This window comes from Rhizobium sp. SSA_523 (assembly GCF_030435705.1).
GTDB lineage: Bacteria > Pseudomonadota > Alphaproteobacteria > Rhizobiales > Rhizobiaceae > Neorhizobium.
In genome coordinates this window covers 14879-32186 of the sequence record NZ_CP129379.1, presented here as the reverse complement: position 1 = coordinate 32186, position 17308 = coordinate 14879, and the positions used below count along the sequence as shown (strand labels likewise).

Annotated in this window: 12 protein-coding genes and 1 pseudogene; 8 read left to right on the top strand and 5 right to left on the bottom strand. The window is 60.5% G+C overall.

The features are described 5' to 3' along the window. The first annotated feature begins 247 nt into the window (after window positions 1-247). Both QTJ18_RS00125 and QTJ18_RS00120 read left to right on the top strand, forming a co-directional pair. A complete protein-coding gene (locus QTJ18_RS00125) occupies window positions 248-1033 on the top strand; it encodes an ABC transporter permease (RefSeq protein WP_252755447.1) in 786 nt (261 codons plus the stop codon). Continuing rightward, the gene (locus tag QTJ18_RS00120; protein WP_289852228.1) at window positions 1030-2286 is read left to right on the top strand and encodes an ABC transporter ATP-binding protein; all 1257 of its coding nucleotides are present in this window, start codon (window positions 1030-1032) and stop codon (window positions 2284-2286) included. The genes QTJ18_RS00125 and QTJ18_RS00120 overlap by 4 nt, the downstream gene beginning before the upstream one ends. Window positions 2287-2372: 86 nt before the next feature. On the opposite strand, the gene QTJ18_RS00115 is transcribed toward QTJ18_RS00120, so the two are convergent. Then, window positions 2373-2774: a helix-turn-helix domain-containing protein gene (locus QTJ18_RS00115; RefSeq protein WP_252755448.1), complete on the bottom strand. Its 402-nt coding sequence runs from the start codon at window positions 2772-2774 to the stop codon at window positions 2373-2375. 318 nt (window positions 2775-3092) lie between these two features. Between QTJ18_RS00115 and QTJ18_RS00110 the strand changes: the two genes are divergently transcribed. Next, window positions 3093-4811 (top strand): beta strand repeat-containing protein, encoded by a 1719-nt coding sequence (locus QTJ18_RS00110; RefSeq protein ID WP_252755449.1) that lies wholly within the window; start codon window positions 3093-3095, stop codon window positions 4809-4811. A 352-nt stretch (window positions 4812-5163) separates the two neighbouring features. Here QTJ18_RS00110 and QTJ18_RS00105 read toward each other — a convergent pair whose 3' ends face one another. Both QTJ18_RS00105 and QTJ18_RS00100 read right to left on the bottom strand, forming a co-directional pair. Then, on the bottom strand, window positions 5164-5994 hold the full coding sequence (locus QTJ18_RS00105) for a hypothetical protein (RefSeq protein ID WP_252755450.1): 831 nt from the start codon (window positions 5992-5994) through the stop codon (window positions 5164-5166). A 242-nt stretch (window positions 5995-6236) separates the two neighbouring features. After that, window positions 6237-7046 carry a DUF4214 domain-containing protein gene (locus QTJ18_RS00100; RefSeq protein ID WP_252755451.1) on the bottom strand — a complete coding sequence of 270 codons (810 nt, stop codon included), beginning with the start codon at window positions 7044-7046 and terminating at the stop codon, window positions 6237-6239. A gap of 699 nt (window positions 7047-7745) precedes the next feature. On the opposite strand from QTJ18_RS00100, the pseudogene QTJ18_RS00095 reads away from it, so the two are divergent. Then, window positions 7746-8683 (top strand): annotated as a pseudogene (locus QTJ18_RS00095) (IS110 family transposase). A 14-nt stretch (window positions 8684-8697) separates the two neighbouring features. Here the strand turns inward: QTJ18_RS00095 and QTJ18_RS00090 are convergent. Continuing rightward, window positions 8698-8865: a hypothetical protein gene (locus tag QTJ18_RS00090; RefSeq protein ID WP_225246624.1), complete on the bottom strand. Its 168-nt coding sequence runs from the start codon at window positions 8863-8865 to the stop codon at window positions 8698-8700. A gap of 285 nt (window positions 8866-9150) precedes the next feature. Between QTJ18_RS00090 and QTJ18_RS00085 the strand changes: the two genes are divergently transcribed. Continuing rightward, on the top strand, window positions 9151-11133 hold the full coding sequence (locus QTJ18_RS00085) for a DUF4214 domain-containing protein (RefSeq protein WP_289852227.1): 1983 nt from the start codon (window positions 9151-9153) through the stop codon (window positions 11131-11133). A 3-nt stretch (window positions 11134-11136) separates the two neighbouring features. Here QTJ18_RS00085 and QTJ18_RS00080 read toward each other — a convergent pair whose 3' ends face one another. Next, window positions 11137-12111, bottom strand: a complete 975-nt coding sequence (locus QTJ18_RS00080; RefSeq protein WP_252755412.1) for a DUF4214 domain-containing protein — start codon at window positions 12109-12111, stop codon at window positions 11137-11139. 194 nt (window positions 12112-12305) lie between these two features. Between QTJ18_RS00080 and QTJ18_RS00075 the strand changes: the two genes are divergently transcribed. From QTJ18_RS00075 to QTJ18_RS00065, 3 genes are read left to right on the top strand one after another with little or no spacing between them, the layout of a single operon-like run. After that, window positions 12306-13796 (top strand): methyltransferase domain-containing protein, encoded by a 1491-nt coding sequence (locus QTJ18_RS00075; protein ID WP_252755413.1) that lies wholly within the window; start codon window positions 12306-12308, stop codon window positions 13794-13796. Beyond that, window positions 13796-14893: a glycosyltransferase family 4 protein gene (locus tag QTJ18_RS00070; RefSeq protein WP_252755414.1), complete on the top strand. Its 1098-nt coding sequence runs from the start codon at window positions 13796-13798 to the stop codon at window positions 14891-14893. Before QTJ18_RS00075 ends, QTJ18_RS00070 begins: the two co-directional genes overlap by 1 nt. Beyond that, window positions 14890-17271, top strand: coding sequence for a glycosyltransferase family 4 protein (locus QTJ18_RS00065; protein ID WP_252755415.1), 2382 nt, complete (start codon window positions 14890-14892; stop codon window positions 17269-17271). The genes QTJ18_RS00070 and QTJ18_RS00065 overlap by 4 nt, the downstream gene beginning before the upstream one ends. The last annotated feature ends 37 nt before the right edge of the window (window positions 17272-17308 follow it).

Genomic DNA, 17308 nt, shown 5'->3' with positions numbered 1-17308 from the left:
AACGGTTTTGCGATGACGACATGCTCCAGGAACAACCGCATGTCGCGCAAAAGTGTTTAACGGTTTTGCGATCACGGCATGCGCCGGGAAAGAACCTCATGGCGCGCAGACATATGCGGCGCTCTTGCGCCAGGGACATGCGTGAAAACAAGAACCTGAAGCATGATCGCGATCGGAAGATGGCAGCATGCGATAGAGCGAAGGCCTGCCGCCACCAAGACATGCGGGCGAGGACAATTCCCAATCCATGTTGAATGCGATCTGGAACTATCGATATTTCATCGTCACCTCCGTGCAGGCCGATTTCCGCAACCGGGTGGCGCGCAGCCGGCTTGGCCTGCTCTGGCTCATCCTGGCGCCGCTGGCGCAGATCGTCACCTATGCCTTCGTTCTGTCCTCGGTCATGGCGCAGCGCCTGCCGGGCATAGAGAGCCCCTTTGCCTATGCCATCTACCTGATGGCCGGCTTCCAGGGCTGGCTGCTCTTCGTCGAGATCGTCAGCCGCAGCATGAATGTCTTCATCGAGAGCGGCAATGTGCTGAAGAAGATCGCCTTTCCGCGCATTGCCCTGCCGCTGGTGGTGGTGATCAGCTCGATCATCAACAATCTGATCTTCTTCATCGTGCTTCTGGCGGTCTTCACGCTGGCCGGTTTCTCGATGGGCTCGGCGCTGATCTGGCTGCCGCTGCTGATCCTCGTCAATGCGGCGCTGGCCGCCGGCCTCGGCGTGACGCTCGGCGTGCTGAACGTGTTCCTGCGCGATATCGGCCAGATCGTGCCGATCATCATCCAGTTCCTGTTCTGGATGACGCCGATCGTCTATGTGAAGGATATCCTGCCGCCCGCCTTTCAGACCGTCATCAAGCTCAATCCGCTGTTCTGGCTGATCGACAATTATCATCGCGTGATGGTCTATGACGCGCGGCCGGACCTGGTGGTCCTGTCTCTTCTGGGGCTTCTCGCGATCGTTTTCCTGGCGCTCGGCATGACGCTGTTTCGCAAGGCGAGCGCTGAAATGGTGGATGTGCTATGACAGGCGTGGTCATGTCGGTCGACAGGGTCGGCAAGGTGTTTCGGCGCCACACCCATGAATTGCACCGGATTCTCGGCTGGTTTTCGATCCCGGTCGGGGCGCCGGAAGAGCGCTGGGTGCTGCGCGACATCAGTTTCACGGTGGAGGCCGGCCAGGCGCTCGCCATTGTCGGGCGCAATGGCGCGGGCAAGAGCACGCTGCTGAAGCTGATCACCGGCACCATGCGGGCCAGCGAAGGGGAAATCGGCCTGTCGGGAAAGATATCGGCCATTCTCGAACTCGGCATGGGCTTCAACCCGGATTATACCGGCCGGCAGAATGTCTTTCATGCGCTGGGACTGATGGGCTACCAGCACAGCGATATTGCCGCGGCACTTCCCGATATTGCCGGCTTTTCCGAACTCGGCAGCTATTTCGACCAGCCGCTGCGGGTCTATTCCAGCGGCATGCATATGCGGCTGGCCTTTTCGGTCGCCACCGCCTTCCGCCCGGATATCCTGATCGTCGACGAGGCGCTGTCGGTGGGCGACGCCTATTTCCAGCACAAGAGTTTCGACCGCATCAAGGAATTCCGCCGGCTCGGCACGACGCTCATCCTCGTCTCGCATGACCGGATGGCGCTTCTGAGCCTGTGCGACCGGGCCATCCTGCTCCATGAGGGACGGATTGCGCTGGATGGCGAGCCGGAGGGCGTGCTCGACTATTATAATGCGCTGCTCGGCCAGAAGGAGGCCGAACCGATAAAGACCGAACAGGGCGAAGATGGCCGCATCCGCACGCGCTCCGGCTCACATCATGTCGAGATCGTCGAATCCCGGCTCGAGGATGCGGCGGGCCAGCTGGTCGATACGGTCGATGTCGGCGAGGCGCTGGTGATCAGGGTCAAGGTGGAGGCGCAGAAGGATGTGCCGGCTCTGGTCTTCGGCTATGCGCTGAAGGACCGTTTCGGCCAGACGCTCTACGGCACCAATACCCATTACAGCGCCCAGACGCTCCACGCGATCCGCGCCGGCGAGGCGCTGGAGTTTTGCGTCGGCTTCGATGCCAATCTCGGGCCCGGCACCTATTCGATCGCGCTTGCCTTGGTCGGCGGCGAAAATCATCTGGACGAAAATTACGACTGGCGCGATCTCGCCATCATTTTCGAGGTGACCAATGCCAGCCGCCAGGTCTTCGACGGCAAGGCCTATCTGCCGTCGACGATCCGCGTCACGCGCGACGCGGAGGCAAAGCCCGGACCCTCCACGCGCTGATGCCTGGCCTGTGATCCGCACATGAAAAAGCCGGCGCGGGGGCCGGCTTTGAGACATCGTGATCTTTCGTCGCAAGATTGAGGGCGTCAGCCCTTCATCAGGCTTTCGAGCGCCGCCAGGCGCCTTTCCAGGGCCGTCAGGCTGCTCTTTTCCTGCACCGGAGCGACAGAGGCGCCGGAGACAGCCTTGTCTTCCATCTGCAGCAGGCGATAGATGGCCGGCTCGTTATAGCTCAGCATGGTCAGCGTGAATTCGCGCGGCGGCACGTTGAGAGCGGCGGCATAGGCCTCGTAGCGATCGGCGGGCACGCGGCCGCGGCCGGCTTCGATCTGCGAAATGAAGGTATAGTATTCAATACCCACCTTCACGGCCATTTCCCGCTGGCTCATGCCCAGCGCTTCCCGCTTCTCCTTCAGCCAGAGACCGGCTTCGCGACGCAGTGCCGCCGCCTCATCCTTGTTCTGTGCCTGCTGAATAGGGGAATACATGTGCCTGCCCTTAATCCGTCCGTTACGCTGCCCTGTGGCGACAGGTATACAGTGAATTATTGATCATTGCAAACTGGAATCTGTCCAAAAGGTGTCACTAATGAGAAAAATTTTCTTCCGGATGTCGTGTAATCGCTTTTTGGCAAGAGAAATCAGCCATTTGAGCTGCTTTACGGGTCATAAATTGCGCATTGCAACGCTGACTTAATGAGAAAATTTGAGACAAAACGTATAGTGACTTATTGAGTAGTTGCGTGCATCGCTGTACTTATCGCCGCGACCATACAACCGGTCGTTCCAATCGAGAGGAATTTCATCATGGCTACCATCCAGGGCGTATACGTCGCGCTGTTCGGCCGTCCGGCCGACCCGACGGGTCTTGCTTATTTCAACTCCGTCACCAACAACGGAGCAAACCTGTCCGGCATCAACAACCTGTCTGGCACGGCTGAGTATCAGGCTCGTTTCACCGGCCTGAACAACATCCAGATCATCAACTCGATCTATCAGTCGCTGTTCGGCCGCGACGCCGACCTGGCCGGCCTGAACTTCTTCGCTGACGCGCTGGCCAAGGGCACGCTCAACATCAACAACATTGCAATTGCGATCCTTGACGGCGCCCAGGGCAACGACAAGACGATCGTGACCAACAAGGTTGCTGCTGCTGACCTCTACACGAAGGCTCTCGACACCGGTTCGGAAGTTGTTGCCTACTCGGGTCTGGCTGCTGCCGCCCAGGGCCGCGCCTTCATCTCCGGCGTTTCCACGACTGTTCCGACGGCTGCTGCTGTTGACACGGCAGTTGCTGCGATGGTTTCGGCTTCTAACGGTGGCGGTACCGGTTCCGCTGGTGTAACGCTTGTTCTTGGTACCGGAAACGACTTCATTTCTCCGACCGTTACGTCTGATGCTGCCAAGTCGACGGCTGGCAATGACACTATTGTAGCTACTACGGCATCGGCGCTCGCTTCTACCGATTCTATCGATGGTGGCGCCGGTACGGATACCCTCAACGCCCCGGTCGCAGTCGGATCGATCGCGCCGGTTCTTAACAGTGTTGAAATCATCAATCTGACTGGCCCTTCCGCCAATCTTTCGGCTGGTGCCGACAACACTGCCGCTGGCCAGAACGTTACGTTTGATGGCACGAACGTAAAGGGTGCGCAGCAGCTCAACATCTCTGGTGTTAAGTTGGTTTCCGATGACACCAGTGGCACCGCTCTGCAGGGTGCTTCGCTGGCCACCACGGGTGTAGACAAGGCAGTTGTTGTTGGTCTGAAGGATGTTGGTAGCGTTGCAGCTGCCGCGGCCGCGAACGGCGACACAGCTTTCGTAAACGTTGGCTTCTCCAGCACCGGTGGCAGCAGCGACAGCGCGACCATCAGCGTTAACAATGTCACGTCTGCCAATGCTGCTAATGCCATTTTGCAGGTTGGCGTCGCCGGCATTGAAAACCTGACGATCAACACCACGGGCGCAGCTAGCTCGTTTGCACTGTCTGACGCTCAGTTCACTAAGCTGACGATTGGCGGTGACAAGGATCTGACGCTTGTAAACGCAACGGGCAACAGTGCGCTTAAGACCGTCGATGCGTCTGCTCTTACGGGTAAGCTCATCTACACCGCAACGGCGAATGGTGAAACCATCTCCGGTGGTAAGGGCGCTGACTCGATCACTCTCGCTGGTGGCTCTGACACTGTAGTCTACACTGCAGCCAACAAGTCTACGCTGGTGGCAATGGACACTATCTTCTCCTTCACCGCTACGGGCCAGGACAAGATCGACCTTAAGGCGTTTGGCCTCTCAGCCACGACGATCGGTGCTACTACCCTTAACCCGGGCGCAGATCAGGTTGGCCTGTTCTCCTCGTCTACGGGCGGTACCGCAGCAACCAACTACATCGTGTTCAACGACACGACGAAGATGATGTATGTGGATCTGGACAAGAATGGCAACTTCGACGCGACAACCGACTTGGCGTTCAAGCTGGACAGCGTAAGCGCGGTCAACATCGATAAGACCGACTTCCTGCTCTAATATTCTCTGCTTAGTTGCAAACATGCAAGGCCTCCGGAGAGTTCCGGGGGCCTTGTCATTTCTATTTGTAAGATTAGGAGCGAGTCGGCTTAAGGATGAAGCAAACCCTTATTGCCTCCCAAGAACCTCGATGAGGAAGTTGCCCTTCCGACCCTTAGCTCGCTTCTGGAGCAGTCCGTCGGCTGATCCGCAATTGTCTTCTGACATGTAGTGATCAAATAGGCACGTATGTATGACAGGATAGCCTTTATAGCTCTCCGGCGGCAAGCTGAGTTCGATAATTACGAAAGGCGGCGGACTAACGCATCAGCCCGCCGCAATGATGATGCAATACTCGCACGGTACTCTAAGTCTACTTTACCGGGGCACTAATATCGAACACGACGTGATTAGTGCCTATCAGTGTGACGCCATCTTTGTCCCAAGCTTCCAGTATGAGATCATAAGTGCTAGTCGAGAGGTTGTCAGCCTTTGGGGTGCTATCAAACCACGAGATGTTCTCGATGTTTTGCGTAACTAGCCCTATGCCAGTCAAGCCGTCCTTCCCACCATCGCCGCCGTCGTCAACGATTTTAATTGTGCCATCGGCGTTTGACCAAATGTACTTTGAATTGGTGGTGTTTGAGTGGTTGTTTGTCGTTTTTAGTGGGTCGACTGCAATGGTGCGGCTGCCAAGGGTAAGCTCAACAAACTCAGTATCGGCGCTGCTGTCGATGTCGATTTTTAGCTTGAACACGTTGCTGGAAAGCGGGCTGTCTTTCGACGCAATCGAATACGCAAAGCGTGCATCGTCACCGGCGCTCAGTTTGAAATGAACGAAGCCATCGGCGCCGAGCTCACCTCCAACCGGGCTCTGTCCTTTCATCCGTCCGCTCAGGCCGAGCTCAATTCTTTCGTTAGCAAAGCTTGCGACGGCAAAATCCTTGTTGGAATTGCCAGAGCCAGCCCAGAGTGTTGAAGTGCTGTTCCAGGAAGCGTTCTCAGACAAGGTCGCGTTTACATTGGGCGCCGAGTTTCCGACTAACTTTATCGCAGTGTCAGCGATCTTTGTCGTCGTGCCCTTATAAAATGCTTCCAACTTAATGTCGTATTGCTCCCCCGCGTTCACTGCTACAGGTTTATTGTCCTTCCAAGCTATCGCTTGAATGTTCTGCGTTATCGAGGCGTTGCCGCCATCATCCACAATTTTGACCGCTCCGTTCGACCAGACATATGGGGAGTCAGCATTCGTAGCGTTATTGGCTCCTGTTCCCTCACCTCGCCCTAGATTCAAGGTGAAGAAGTTAGTCCCGCTCGTGCTATCAGTATCGATTGAGAGCTTGTAGTCGAAGAGGTCCAGGTCGATCTTCTCGACACCGCTGGTCGGTGAGATGCCTGCGGAATATGCAAAACGAACATCTGAGCCTGGATTTACGCTGTAGATCGCTACGCCATCCTTGACCGCCGCCGGCGCGACGTCGAAGGCTTCTGGTTGTAGCGCGCGTCTAGTGCCAACTCGACCTTGTGATTCTGATTGCCGGTCGCGGTTGTGATATTCATTCCCGTTGCAGGATTCCCCCCACCCGCAAACAGCTTTTGGCCTGCCGCAGCGTTGGCGATGTCGCCAACCGTTTTGGTGATACTAAATTGCTCTGGTGTTGGAGGGTTGGAAGTTCCTGGATCAGTCCCTGTATTTCCACCACCCGGCGCCTGACCTTGGCCCGGCGTCGCGCCGTCGTTCAGGTTCAGCCCTGTGTTCAGAGACGTTTGCACCTGGGCAGGGGTCGGGATCGAAGCCGGATCGGTCGTTACCGTCTTGATGAAGGAGCGGGCGAAATCGGCCGCGGCGAAGCCAACATAGGCACCAACCTCAACCGGCGTATCGAGGCTGGCGGTGAAGACATTGGCGGCCGTCTCGCGGTTCTGCACGAGCGTCAGGTCGCTGCCCTTGGCGCCGTCCAGAATATTGATGGCGATGCTGCCGATGGTCTGCTTGCCACTGGCGAGCTGCTGGGTGAAGAAGGCGAGGCCCGCGGCATCCGGCGCGCGGTCGAAGAGCGCCTGGTAAATGCTGGTGATGAGGGCGGAATCTGATTGGCCGGCAAAGCGCGCGGTTGCTTCCGGCAGCTTGGTCATCACATCGATGACCTTTCCGAGATCGGCGCCGTTTTTGCTCTGCTGGGTCCAGTAGGCGAGGCCGGCCGGATCGGCCGGGCGGCCAAACAGGGCCAGATAGACTCCCTGAATCGAAGCCATTTTGTTTCTCCCGATGATTCTACACGAATGACGTGCAGTCGGGACGAAAGCAGTTGTTTCCCCAAAAAGCTTCAGCGCGACTGCCTCTGCAGTTAAGGGTAGAATTTAGAATTAAGCAATATTTAATATTAATGAAGGGTTAATAGGCGAAATCTCCTGCCGAATTATGGCGGAGTATCCAAGCTTGCATTTCTCACTTTGTCTCGTTTGGGAACAGTTGTTCCAGAACGGAGCGTGGCCGCGCCGCTGGAAAGACAGGTCTGCCGGATTTCGGTCAAGTTCCGGCCCAGCTTCGGCCGCAGCCGTGACGGCCTGGTCGTCAACACGTTGCCGGCGGGGTGCCAGATGTGCGCCCGGCCTTCTACCCGGGCCTTCTGCCCGCACTTCTGACCGCAGTGCGGCAGGTCTGCGGGGTAGGCTCTCTCTCTTTGTTTCTACGCAGTCCGGACGCAAAAACCGCTGACGCATTTTTGCTGGACCTGCTTGTCTTATGATTTTCTTGCTTCTTGGTGAGATAAAGAAGCGCCGGAGAGGACGGCCCTCCTCTTCCGGCGATGGGGGACGGATCGTGGACATGCAGGCCGCCAGTCTTGCGAATGCCGGGCCGAGCTAGAGTGTGATCGCCCCCATCTTTTCCAATCGTCCTGAACGGATACCCGAGCTTTGGGCTCGGATGACAAGCATGGGAGATCAGAAAAGATGACGGATATTACCATCGGCGCAGACATCTCGAAAGACCATATCGATCTGCACAGCCTGCCGGATGGCCAATCACTGAAGGTTGCCAATGACCGCAAGGGATTTGCCGCCATTGTCAGATGGATCGGCGCAAAGACAGTGGCACGCATTGTCTATGAACCCACCGGCCCTTATCACAAGGCCTTCGAGCGCTTCATGATGGTGCAAGGCTTGGCCCTCTCAAGGTCAATCCCCGCCTTGCAAGGCGCTTCGCGCAAGCCACTGGCAGACTTGCCAAAATAGACCGGATCGATGCTGGACTGCTGGCGCGTTACGGCGCGCTTCTTCAACCGCGCATTCTTGAGACCGACACGCAAATCCGCAATGATCTGAAAGAGTTGCATATCGCTCGTCTGGCCCTGATCAAGGACAGGACCGCCGCGAAGAACAGGTCGAAGACCCTGTCCAACCTGCTCTTGAAGAGACAAAATATCGACAGGCTTCGGCAGATCGAGCGGCAGATCAAGGCCGTGGATGAGGCCATCATGGCCTTGATTATCGAAGATACGACCCTGAAGGCCAGGTTCGATATCCTTGTCTCGATCCCCGGCATATCTCAGGTCACGGCCTTCACGCTTCTTATCGAGATGCCGGAACTGGGCGAATTGGAGGAGAAAACAGCCGCAGCCCTTTGCGGTCTTGCCCCCATGAGCCGCCAGTCCGGACGATGGACCGGACGCGCTTTCATCGCTGGCGGGAGGGCCATCGTTCGGCAGGCACTTTACATGCCAGCCCTCGTTGCCTGTCGTTTCAACCCGGACCTCAGTGCCAAATACGACCAGCTCAAAGCCGCCGGAAAACCACCGAAAGTCGCCATAACAGCAGTCATGCGAAAGCTCATCGTGCTGGCAAACGCTCTCCTGCGGAAAAATCGAAAATGGACGCCAAAACCCACTTGATCAAAACGGATACTCTAGCTCAGCAGGAGCACGAGCGGCAGGAGCTCTGCCAGAAGCGTCAGGAGACCGACGGCGATCAGGGCGCGATCCTTGAGCGCATCCTTTCGCGCGAGCGCGGGATCGTCGGCCGCCTCGATCGGCCGGGTCTTGCCCGGCGGAAAAATGTCGATCTTCTGTTTCATCCGGCCTTTATCGCATTCCCGCGATCCTCTGGCTACTGCTGGCCGGCCTGCTGATCGCGCGTCCGGCGGCTTTCTGTCCCGGCACAACGCATCAAAGCGCGATCCGTGCCCGTGGCCTCCTTCCGGCGCGTCCGTGAACGGGGATCGGCGCGCCGCCGCATGCCGTCCCTGCATGGTTAAGCAATTGATGTTTTATTCAATAAAAATGCGCTAAACAACTGAAATATATATCAAAATTTATCTCGTATTGTCTCTTCCAGCAACAGGCAAGGGGCATAGCGGGTCATGGCAAGTATTGCGTCCAACAGTGCAGCGGGTTCTTCTGTCATCGATAGTCTCCTGACGTCGGCCCGCTGGGCAGGCGGCTCTGTCTCCTTCGGCTTCACCACCTCGGCCGGCCAGTATGGCGGCGCCTATGGCTATGGCGAAACCACCAAGGGCTTCCAGGCGCTCACCAGCACCCAGGCCAATGGCGTGCGCGATGCGCTCTCGCAATGGGCCGAGCTCATCAACCTGAAGATCGTCGAAACCGGCGGCGAAAGCGCCGATCTGCGCATTGCCGCTTCCGCTCTGCCGGCCACCGCCTGGGCCTATACGCCATCCACCATCGCCGAAGGCGGCGATGTCTGGTTCGGCACGGCCAAGGGCTATTACACCAATCCGGTCGACGGCACCTATGCCAAGATCACCATGATCCACGAGCTCGGCCATGCGCTCGGCCTCAACCATCCCCACCAGCCGGTCTTCGGCGCCGGTGGCAGCGGCTTTGTTGCCGATGACGGGACCGGTGCGGCGCTCTGCCCCTGCTGCGGCGGTGCGGCGCATGGCAATGGCGGCAATGGCGAGGCCGCTCTGCTCTCGCCGTTGGGCGCCAATGGCAATGCGCTGGATTTCGGCGCCTCGGCGGCCGCCAGCGCCATCGATGCCATGGCCTATACGGTGATGAGCTATTCCTCCTATGCCGGCGACGGCCGCGGGGGCTATACCAACGGCACCTATGATTATGCCCAGACGCCGATGATCCGCGATATCGCCGCCATCCAGCATCTCTACGGCGCCAATTTCGCCACCCGCAGCGGCGATACCGTCTATTCCTGGAATGCCGCGACCGGCGAGAAATTCGTCAATGGCCAGGGCCAGGGCGCGCCGGGCGCCAACAAGGTGTTCGAGACGCTCTGGGATGGCGGCGGCCGCGATACGATCGACCTCTCGGCCTATGCCAGCAAGCTCTCGATCGACCTGTCGCCGGGCGGCTGGATCCATTTCGGCAATAGCCAGGTGGCCAATCTCGGCAATGGCCAGACGGCGCCCGGCAATGTCGCCATGCCGCTTCTTTATCAGGGCGACCAGCGCTCGCTGATCGACAATGCGGTCGGCGGCGCCGGCAATGACCTGATCAAGGGCAATCTCGGCAATAATGTCCTCATCGGCGGCGCCGGCGACGACCGGATCGAAGGGCTTGGCGGCCACAATATCCTGTCCGGCGGCACGATCGGCAAGGAACTCTCCTATCTCGGCCTCGATCGCGGCGCCCTGATCTCGGTCATTCCCGCCATCAGCGGTCCGGATGGCACCGATAGCCTGATCGGCGGCAATGGCAATGACATCTTCATCGTCCAGACCGGCGACGACATGCTGGAAGGCAATGGCGGCCTCGACACGCTGGTGCTGGATGCAAGCCTGGCCGAACTCAGCCTCAGCGGTTCCGCCGCAAAGCTCGTCATCGGCTTCGGCAATGCCAAGATCACCGCCGGCAATCTCGATTTCCTGGCCACCAAAGACGGTATCTTCGCCATTGGCGGGTCCGATGCCGCCGCCGATACGGCCTCGCTTGCCACGCTGCGCCACGATATTTCGCTCGTCTACAATGCCGGTCTCGACCGCACGATCGACACATCCGGCCTTGCCTATTGGTCGGGCGTGCTCGGCAAGGGCGGCTCGCTGCGCGATCTGGCCAGCGGCATCATCAATGCCGACGAGTTCACCAGCCGCTTCGGCAATGCCAAGGCCATGGATGATGGCGCCTTCGTTCAGGTCCTCTACAAGAACGTGCTGGATCGCGCCGGCGAAAGCGCCGGCCTCGACTACTGGACCGGCACGCTGTCGAGCGGCGGCATGAGCCGCGCCGATGTCCTGGTCGGCTTTTCGCTCAGCGCCGAAAACCGCGCCGCCGTCGACAGCCTGGGCAAGGCGCAGGCCGGCACGGCGCCGGGCGGCGTCGATCTGGTCGCCGTCACCCAGGCGCACTGGTATGATCTGTGGGCCTGACGCTCAGAAAAGGTCGATGCCCCCGGCCGGGCCGGCGCCAAAACCGCCCGGATCGGCTCCGAGGCCGAGCACCGAGGCCTGATCGGCGAAATGGCCGGCAAGGGCCACGGTGACCGTCTGGGTGGCGCTGTGGCCGGCCGCATCGGTCGCCGTGACCATGAAGCTCGCCACTTCCCTGTCGCGCAGATAGCCGGCATCCTGCAGGCGGATGGCACCGCTGTCCTTCTGGATGGCAAAGGCCAGGGCATCGGCGCCGGAAAGGCTCCAGCTGTTGAATTCGATATTGTTGATGGTGGCGGCGGTCAGGATCACGCGTCCCGTCTCCGGCGCATGATCGAGCTTGACGAGATCCGGCGACGTGAAGATGAGGACCACCGGTTCGCCATCGGCCGGCTTTTGCCCGCCACCTGGAAAGCCGCCTGGCCCCCCTGGAAAGCCGCCAGGCCCCCCTGGAAAGCCGCCAGGCCCCGTGATCATCGCCAGGCGGGAAATGCTGTCATCCACCCCGGCCGGGTCGGCCGGCCTGTCGGGCCGCACCTCGGCGAGAAAGGCACGCCCTGCCTGCGCGCCGGCGGCTCCGGCATAGGATTGCTGCTCCAGCGGCAGATCGAGATGCGCGCTGAACAATTCGGCCGCCGCCAGTTTCGAGACCGCAATGGCCTGATCGCCGGCCCTGGCGCCATCCAGCAGGGCAACGCCCAATCTTGCCCGATCGAGATGTCCGGCCTGCAGCTCGGCCAGCCAATAGGCCAGGCCCGCCGCATCCGGTGCGCGACCGAAGACGGAATGATAGAGGAGCGAAACCGCCGCCTTGTCGGAGAGACCGGAAAAACGGGCCTGAAACTCCGGCTGCGATGCCAGCGCGGACAAGCCGCTCCAGTCGCGGCCGTCTTTGGTCAGTCCCGCCAGATAGGCAAGGCCGGCGGGATCGGCGGGTCTGCCGAACAGCGTAACGAAAACGCCCTGTAAGCTGGCCACGGCAGTCCCTCATCCGCATTGGCGTTATAGGAGATGTCGTCATGACACAGGCCCCTATCGTTAACCAAAGGTAAACTTGACGCATGGTTAACCCTGCGGGTCTTTGCGGCGCCGGAACGCAAAAACCGTTCCCTCCCGGCCTGTGATGCGATAGAGCGCAAGGAAACAGGATGAAGCAGGAGCTTTGACGGACCATGTCCGACCATATGCCGACAATTGACGAGATTCTGGCACGCGTGCGGGCCGAGACTGCGGCCGTGGCGGTCGAAGACACTCCGCCTGCCGGTCGCCGTCAGGGGCTGGGCACCATTCCTCTCGTCCAGGAGCCGGATGATGGCGAGATCATTCCGCTGGGCCGCCCCTTCTATACGATCGAGGAATTCGCGGCACTGGACGACGAGGATTTCCTGCGCAATGCCTATCGGGTCCTTTTGGGACGCGACATGGATGGCGTCGGCCGGAGCTATTACCTGCCGGCGCTGCGCCAGGGCCATATCAGCACCGTGCGGGTGCTGAGCGCGCTGTCGCGCTCGACGGAGGGCAAGGCACGCGGCGTCAAGATCCGCTGGCTGCTGCCGGCGGCCGCGCTCGACCGTCTGGCGGGCCTGCCGGCGATCGGCAAGCTTTTCGAGCCCTTCATGCGCTTCATCGTGCGCTCGACCACCCAGCGCCGTCTGGCCCTGCTGTCGGAACGCCATGCAACGCTGATCCACGAAATCAACGGCACGCTGTCGGCCATCCGCAAGAACCAGGCCCTGCTCGATGCCGGGCATATGGAAATCGAAAAGCGGACCGCGGTGACCGAGCACAGGGCGGCCGAAGCCCGGGCCGATGCCGAAACCTCCAAGGACAGGGCCGTCGCCTCGCTCTCGGAAATCCGCTCGATCCGCCAGGAGATCGTCGCCCAGCGCACGGCCCTCAACAGCCTGATCGCCGAGGCGCGCGCCAGACTGCCGGCCGAGCATCAGCCGGCCGTGACCGCGCTGGAAGAGGCTTCGCTCGATTCCCTCTATGTCGCCTTCGAGAACCGCTTCCGGGGCTCGACCAGCGAGATCCTGCGGCGCTCGGAACGCTATCTGCCGATCTTCAGGACCAACAAGCCGATTGCCGCCGGCGGCGTCGTCCTCGATATCGGCTGCGGCCGCGGCGAATTCCTCTCGCTCTTGAAGCGCAACAATATCGCCACCCGCGGCATAGACCTGAACGGCGCCATGGTGGCGGAGGCCAAGGCGCTCGACCTCGACGTGCTGGAAGGCGACGCCATCGCCTATCTGCGCTCGCTGCCGGATCACAGCCTGGGCGCCATTACCGGCTTCCATATCGTCGAACATATCGGCTTCAAGGACCTGGTCAGCCTCTTCGACATCGCCAACCGGGTTCTGATGCCGGGCGGGCTCGTGCTGTTCGAGACGCCCAATCCGGAAAATCTCGTGGTCGGCGCCTGTACCTTCCATTACGACCCGACGCACAACAAGCCGCTTCCGCCGGATTATCTGCGCTTCGTCGCCGAAGCCCGGGGCTTCACCAATGCCCGCATCATCCGGAAAGATGAAGACTGCGACCTGACCCAGCCGGAAAGCGGTTTCGAGCCCCAGGAGGTCAATGACTGGTTCCGTCAGCCGGCCGATTATGCGCTCTATGCGCAAAAGCCCTTGGCGGAAACGGCCGGGGATGGCCAAGCCTGATGCGTGTGGGGATAGCGACGGTTCATACACCCGGCATTCATGGCGGGGCGGAATTTCTGGTGGATGGCCTGGTCGAGGCGGTGCATGCCGCCGGCCATAGCGTCCACAAGATCTCGATGCCCTTTTATTTCGAGCCTGTCGATGCCGCGGCCCACACCATGGATCAGGCGCTGGGGGCCAATTACCTGCCGTTCAATGGCGGCCGCATCGACCGGATGATCTGCCTGAAATTCCCGGCCTATATGCTGCGCCATCCGGACAAGCGGGTCTGGCTGCTGCATCAGCATCGCGCGGCCTACGACCTTTACGGCACGCCCTATGGCTGGCTGCCGGGCAAGCCGGAAACCGATGCGCTGCGCGACGACATCATCGCCGGGGACAATGAGAGCCTGGGCGGTGTCGAGCCCGGCTCGGCGCGGGCCGTCTTCACCATTGCCGAGCGGGTCTGCCAGCGCCTGCGGGATTTCAACAAGATCGAATCCAGGGCGCTGTATCATCCGCCGGCCAATTGGCAGGAATTGCGCTGCGAGGAGGCGCTGCCCTATGTCTTCGTGCCGAGCCGGCTGGAAGGGCTGAAGCGGCAGGATCTGATGCTGAAGGCGCTGGCCGCCTGCAAGACGCCGATCAGCGCCGTCTTTGCCGGATCGGGCGGCATGCGCAGCCATCTGGAGGCCCTGGCGGCGCAGCTTTGCCTGAGCGACCGCGTGCGCTTCGTCGGGGCCGTCAGCCGCGAAGACATGCTCAACCTTTACGCCCATGCCGCGGCCGTCTTCTTCGGCCCGCTGGACGAGGATTATGGTTACGTGACGCTGGAGGCCATGCTCGCCTCCAAGCCCGTCGTCACCTGCCGGGATTCCGGCGGCCCGCTGGAATTCGTGGTGGATGGCGAGACCGGTTATGTAACCGATCCCGAACCGGACGCGATTGCCGCCGCCCTGGAAAGGCTGATGGGCGATGCGGCGCTGGCCGGCCGGCTCGGCCGGAACGGGCGCGCCCGCTACGAGGCGATGAACATCAGCTGGCCGCATGTGGTGGAAACCCTGCTGCAGGACCTGCCCCCCTTGCCTGCCCCGCATGCAAAGGACTTCTCCCTATGAAGATCGCACTCGTGACGCCGCATCCGGTTCCGCTGGCCTTAGGGGGCGCGGAAAACCTGTGGTGGGGCCTGCAGCAGCATTTCGAGGAAGAGACCGAGCATCGCTGCGACATCATCTCGGTGATGGCGCCGGAGAGCAATTTCTGGGATCTCGTCAGTTCCTACGAGACCTTTTCCAAGCTCGATCTGTCGGCCTATGATTGCGTGATCTCCGGCAAATATCCGGGCTGGATGGTCAAGCATCCAAACCATGTCTGCTATATGCTGCACCGGTTGCGCGGGCTCTACGACACCTATCCGTCAAGCCAGCATCATCCGGACATTCTGAAGCATCCGCGGCTCGGCAATCTGGCGGAATGGCTGGAGGACGGGATTGCCAATCCGGATCCCGACCAGATCCCGGAACTGTTCGACCGGTTGCGGTCCCTGCGCAAGATCGACCTGCCGCCCGAGGTCACGGCGTTTCCGGGTGCCTTCAGCCGTGCCGTCATCCATTTCCTCGACAATGCCGCGCTCTCACCGATGCGTATCCAGCGCTATGCGGCCATTTCCGCCACGGTTGCGCGCCGCAAGAGCTATTTCCCGCCGGACATGCCGGTGGACGTGCTCTATCCGCCGCCGCATCGCGACAATTACAGCTGCGGCAAAAGCCAGTATTTCTTCACCAGCAGCCGGCTGGACCGGCCCAAGCGCATCGATCTCCTGATCGAGGCGATGAAATCGGTGAAGGGCGATATTCCGCTCCTGATCGCCGGCACGGGCCCGGACGAGGCCCGCCTGAAGGCGGTTGCCGGGGAGGATCCGCGCATCCGTTTCCTGGGCTATGTGGCCGATGATGCCATGCCGGGGCTCTATGCCGATGCCCGCGCCGTTCCCTTCATTCCGGTGGATGAGGATTATGGCCTCATCACCATCGAGGCGATGAAGAGCGGCAAGCCCGTCCTGACCGCCTTGGATAGCGGCGGCCCCTGCGAATTCGTGGTGCAGGGCAAGACCGGATTTGTATCCAAGCCGCATCCGGCAGCGCTTGGCGAATGGCTGAACCGCCTGGCGGCGGACGAAGAGGAGGCCGTGGCGCTTGGCCAGGCGGCCCGCGAAAAAGTCTCCACCATTCGCTGGGATACGGTCGCCCGGGGGCTTCTGGAGGTCTCGGCTCCGCATGTGAAGACGCGGATCATCCGGCCGAAAATGACCGTGGCTACGACGTTCAAAGTCTATCCGCCGATGAATGGCGGCCAGTCACGGGTGTTCCATCTCTATCGCAACCTCGCAAAGACGTATGACGTGGATCTCGTCACGCTCAGCGCCGTCGGCGATGTCCGCCACGAGGCCGAAATCGCTCCGGGCCTGATGGAAATCAGCATTCCGCGCAGCCAGGCGCATGCCCAGGCCGAATATGAGGTGTCGCGGCTCGTCGATCACAAGCCGGTCAGCGATGTGACGGCCAATGCGCTTCTCGGCCTGACGCCGGATTATAGCGAAGCCCTGAAACTGTCGGCCATGACCAGCCGGGTCGTCATTGCCTGCCATCCCTTCATGGTGGACTGGCTGAAGCGGGCAGCGCCCGACAAGAGCTTCTGGTATGAGGCGCAGGATGTCGAAAAGACCCTGAAGACGGCGGTCTTCGGCGATCTCCCGCAGGCCAGAAGCCTGTTGCGGGAAGTGGAAATGGCCGAGCGCGACTGCTGGATCACCGCCGAGCGGGTCTTTGCCTGCGCCAATCGGGATCTCCAGGCGCTGGAAAGCCTGTATGGTCCGACCCGGGCACGCCTGTCGGAAGTGCCCAATGGCGTTTCTCTTGATGATGTCGCCTATACGCCCTTGGGTGAGCGCCGTCGCTTGCAGGGGATCGGCGGTATCAGCGGCCGGCAGCTCGCCATCTTCATGGGAAGCTGGCATGGCCCCAATCTGGAGGCCGTCGAGGACCTGATCCTGCAAGCGCCCGATTGCCCGCAGACGCGCTTCGTCATTCTTGGCAGCGTCTGCCTGCCCTTCAAGGATCGCAGGCTGCCGGACAATATGGAGATGATGGGGGCGGTCGATATGAGAACCCGCGACCTGATGCTGTCGATCGCCGATATCGCCTTGAACCCGATGCACTCTGGCACGGGCACCAACCTGAAAATGCTGGACTATATGGCGGCCGGCGTGCCGGTGATCTCCACTGAATTCGGCGCCCGCGGCCTCACCATCACCAAGGGCGAACACTTCCTCTGCGCACCGACCAGCGATCTGCCTGCAGCGCTCGCGACAATGGCAGACATGGGCGAGACGGAGCTGGACGCTCTTATTCTCGCGGCGCGTAGCCGCGTCGAAGAGGATTATAGCTGGTCCGTCATCGCCGACCGCTTCCTGGAGGAGATAGCGCAAAGCGCGTAACGGGTCATATCCTTTAAGAACAATGATGAAGGCCCCG

Excerpts from the sequence above, each read along its gene's own strand:
- QTJ18_RS00110 (WP_252755449.1), top strand. The coding sequence starts at position 3,093 with ATGGCTACCATCCAGGGCGTATACGTCGCGCTGTTCGGCCGTCCGGCC.
- QTJ18_RS00075 (WP_252755413.1), top strand. The coding sequence starts at position 12,306 with ATGTCCGACCATATGCCGACAATTGACGAGATTCTGGCACGCGTGCGG.
- QTJ18_RS00065 (WP_252755415.1), top strand. The coding sequence starts at position 14,890 with ATGAAGATCGCACTCGTGACGCCGCATCCGGTTCCGCTGGCCTTAGGG.
- QTJ18_RS00090 (WP_225246624.1), bottom strand. The coding sequence starts at position 8,865 with ATGAAACAGAAGATCGACATTTTTCCGCCGGGCAAGACCCGGCCGATC.
- QTJ18_RS00070 (WP_252755414.1), top strand. The coding sequence starts at position 13,796 with ATGCGTGTGGGGATAGCGACGGTTCATACACCCGGCATTCATGGCGGG.
- QTJ18_RS00125 (WP_252755447.1), top strand. The coding sequence starts at position 248 with ATGTTGAATGCGATCTGGAACTATCGATATTTCATCGTCACCTCCGTG.
- QTJ18_RS00100 (WP_252755451.1), bottom strand. The coding sequence starts at position 7,046 with ATGGCTTCGATTCAGGGAGTCTATCTGGCCCTGTTTGGCCGCCCGGCC.
- QTJ18_RS00085 (WP_289852227.1), top strand. The coding sequence starts at position 9,151 with ATGGCAAGTATTGCGTCCAACAGTGCAGCGGGTTCTTCTGTCATCGAT.
- QTJ18_RS00115 (WP_252755448.1), bottom strand. The coding sequence starts at position 2,774 with ATGTATTCCCCTATTCAGCAGGCACAGAACAAGGATGAGGCGGCGGCA.
- QTJ18_RS00120 (WP_289852228.1), top strand. The coding sequence starts at position 1,030 with ATGACAGGCGTGGTCATGTCGGTCGACAGGGTCGGCAAGGTGTTTCGG.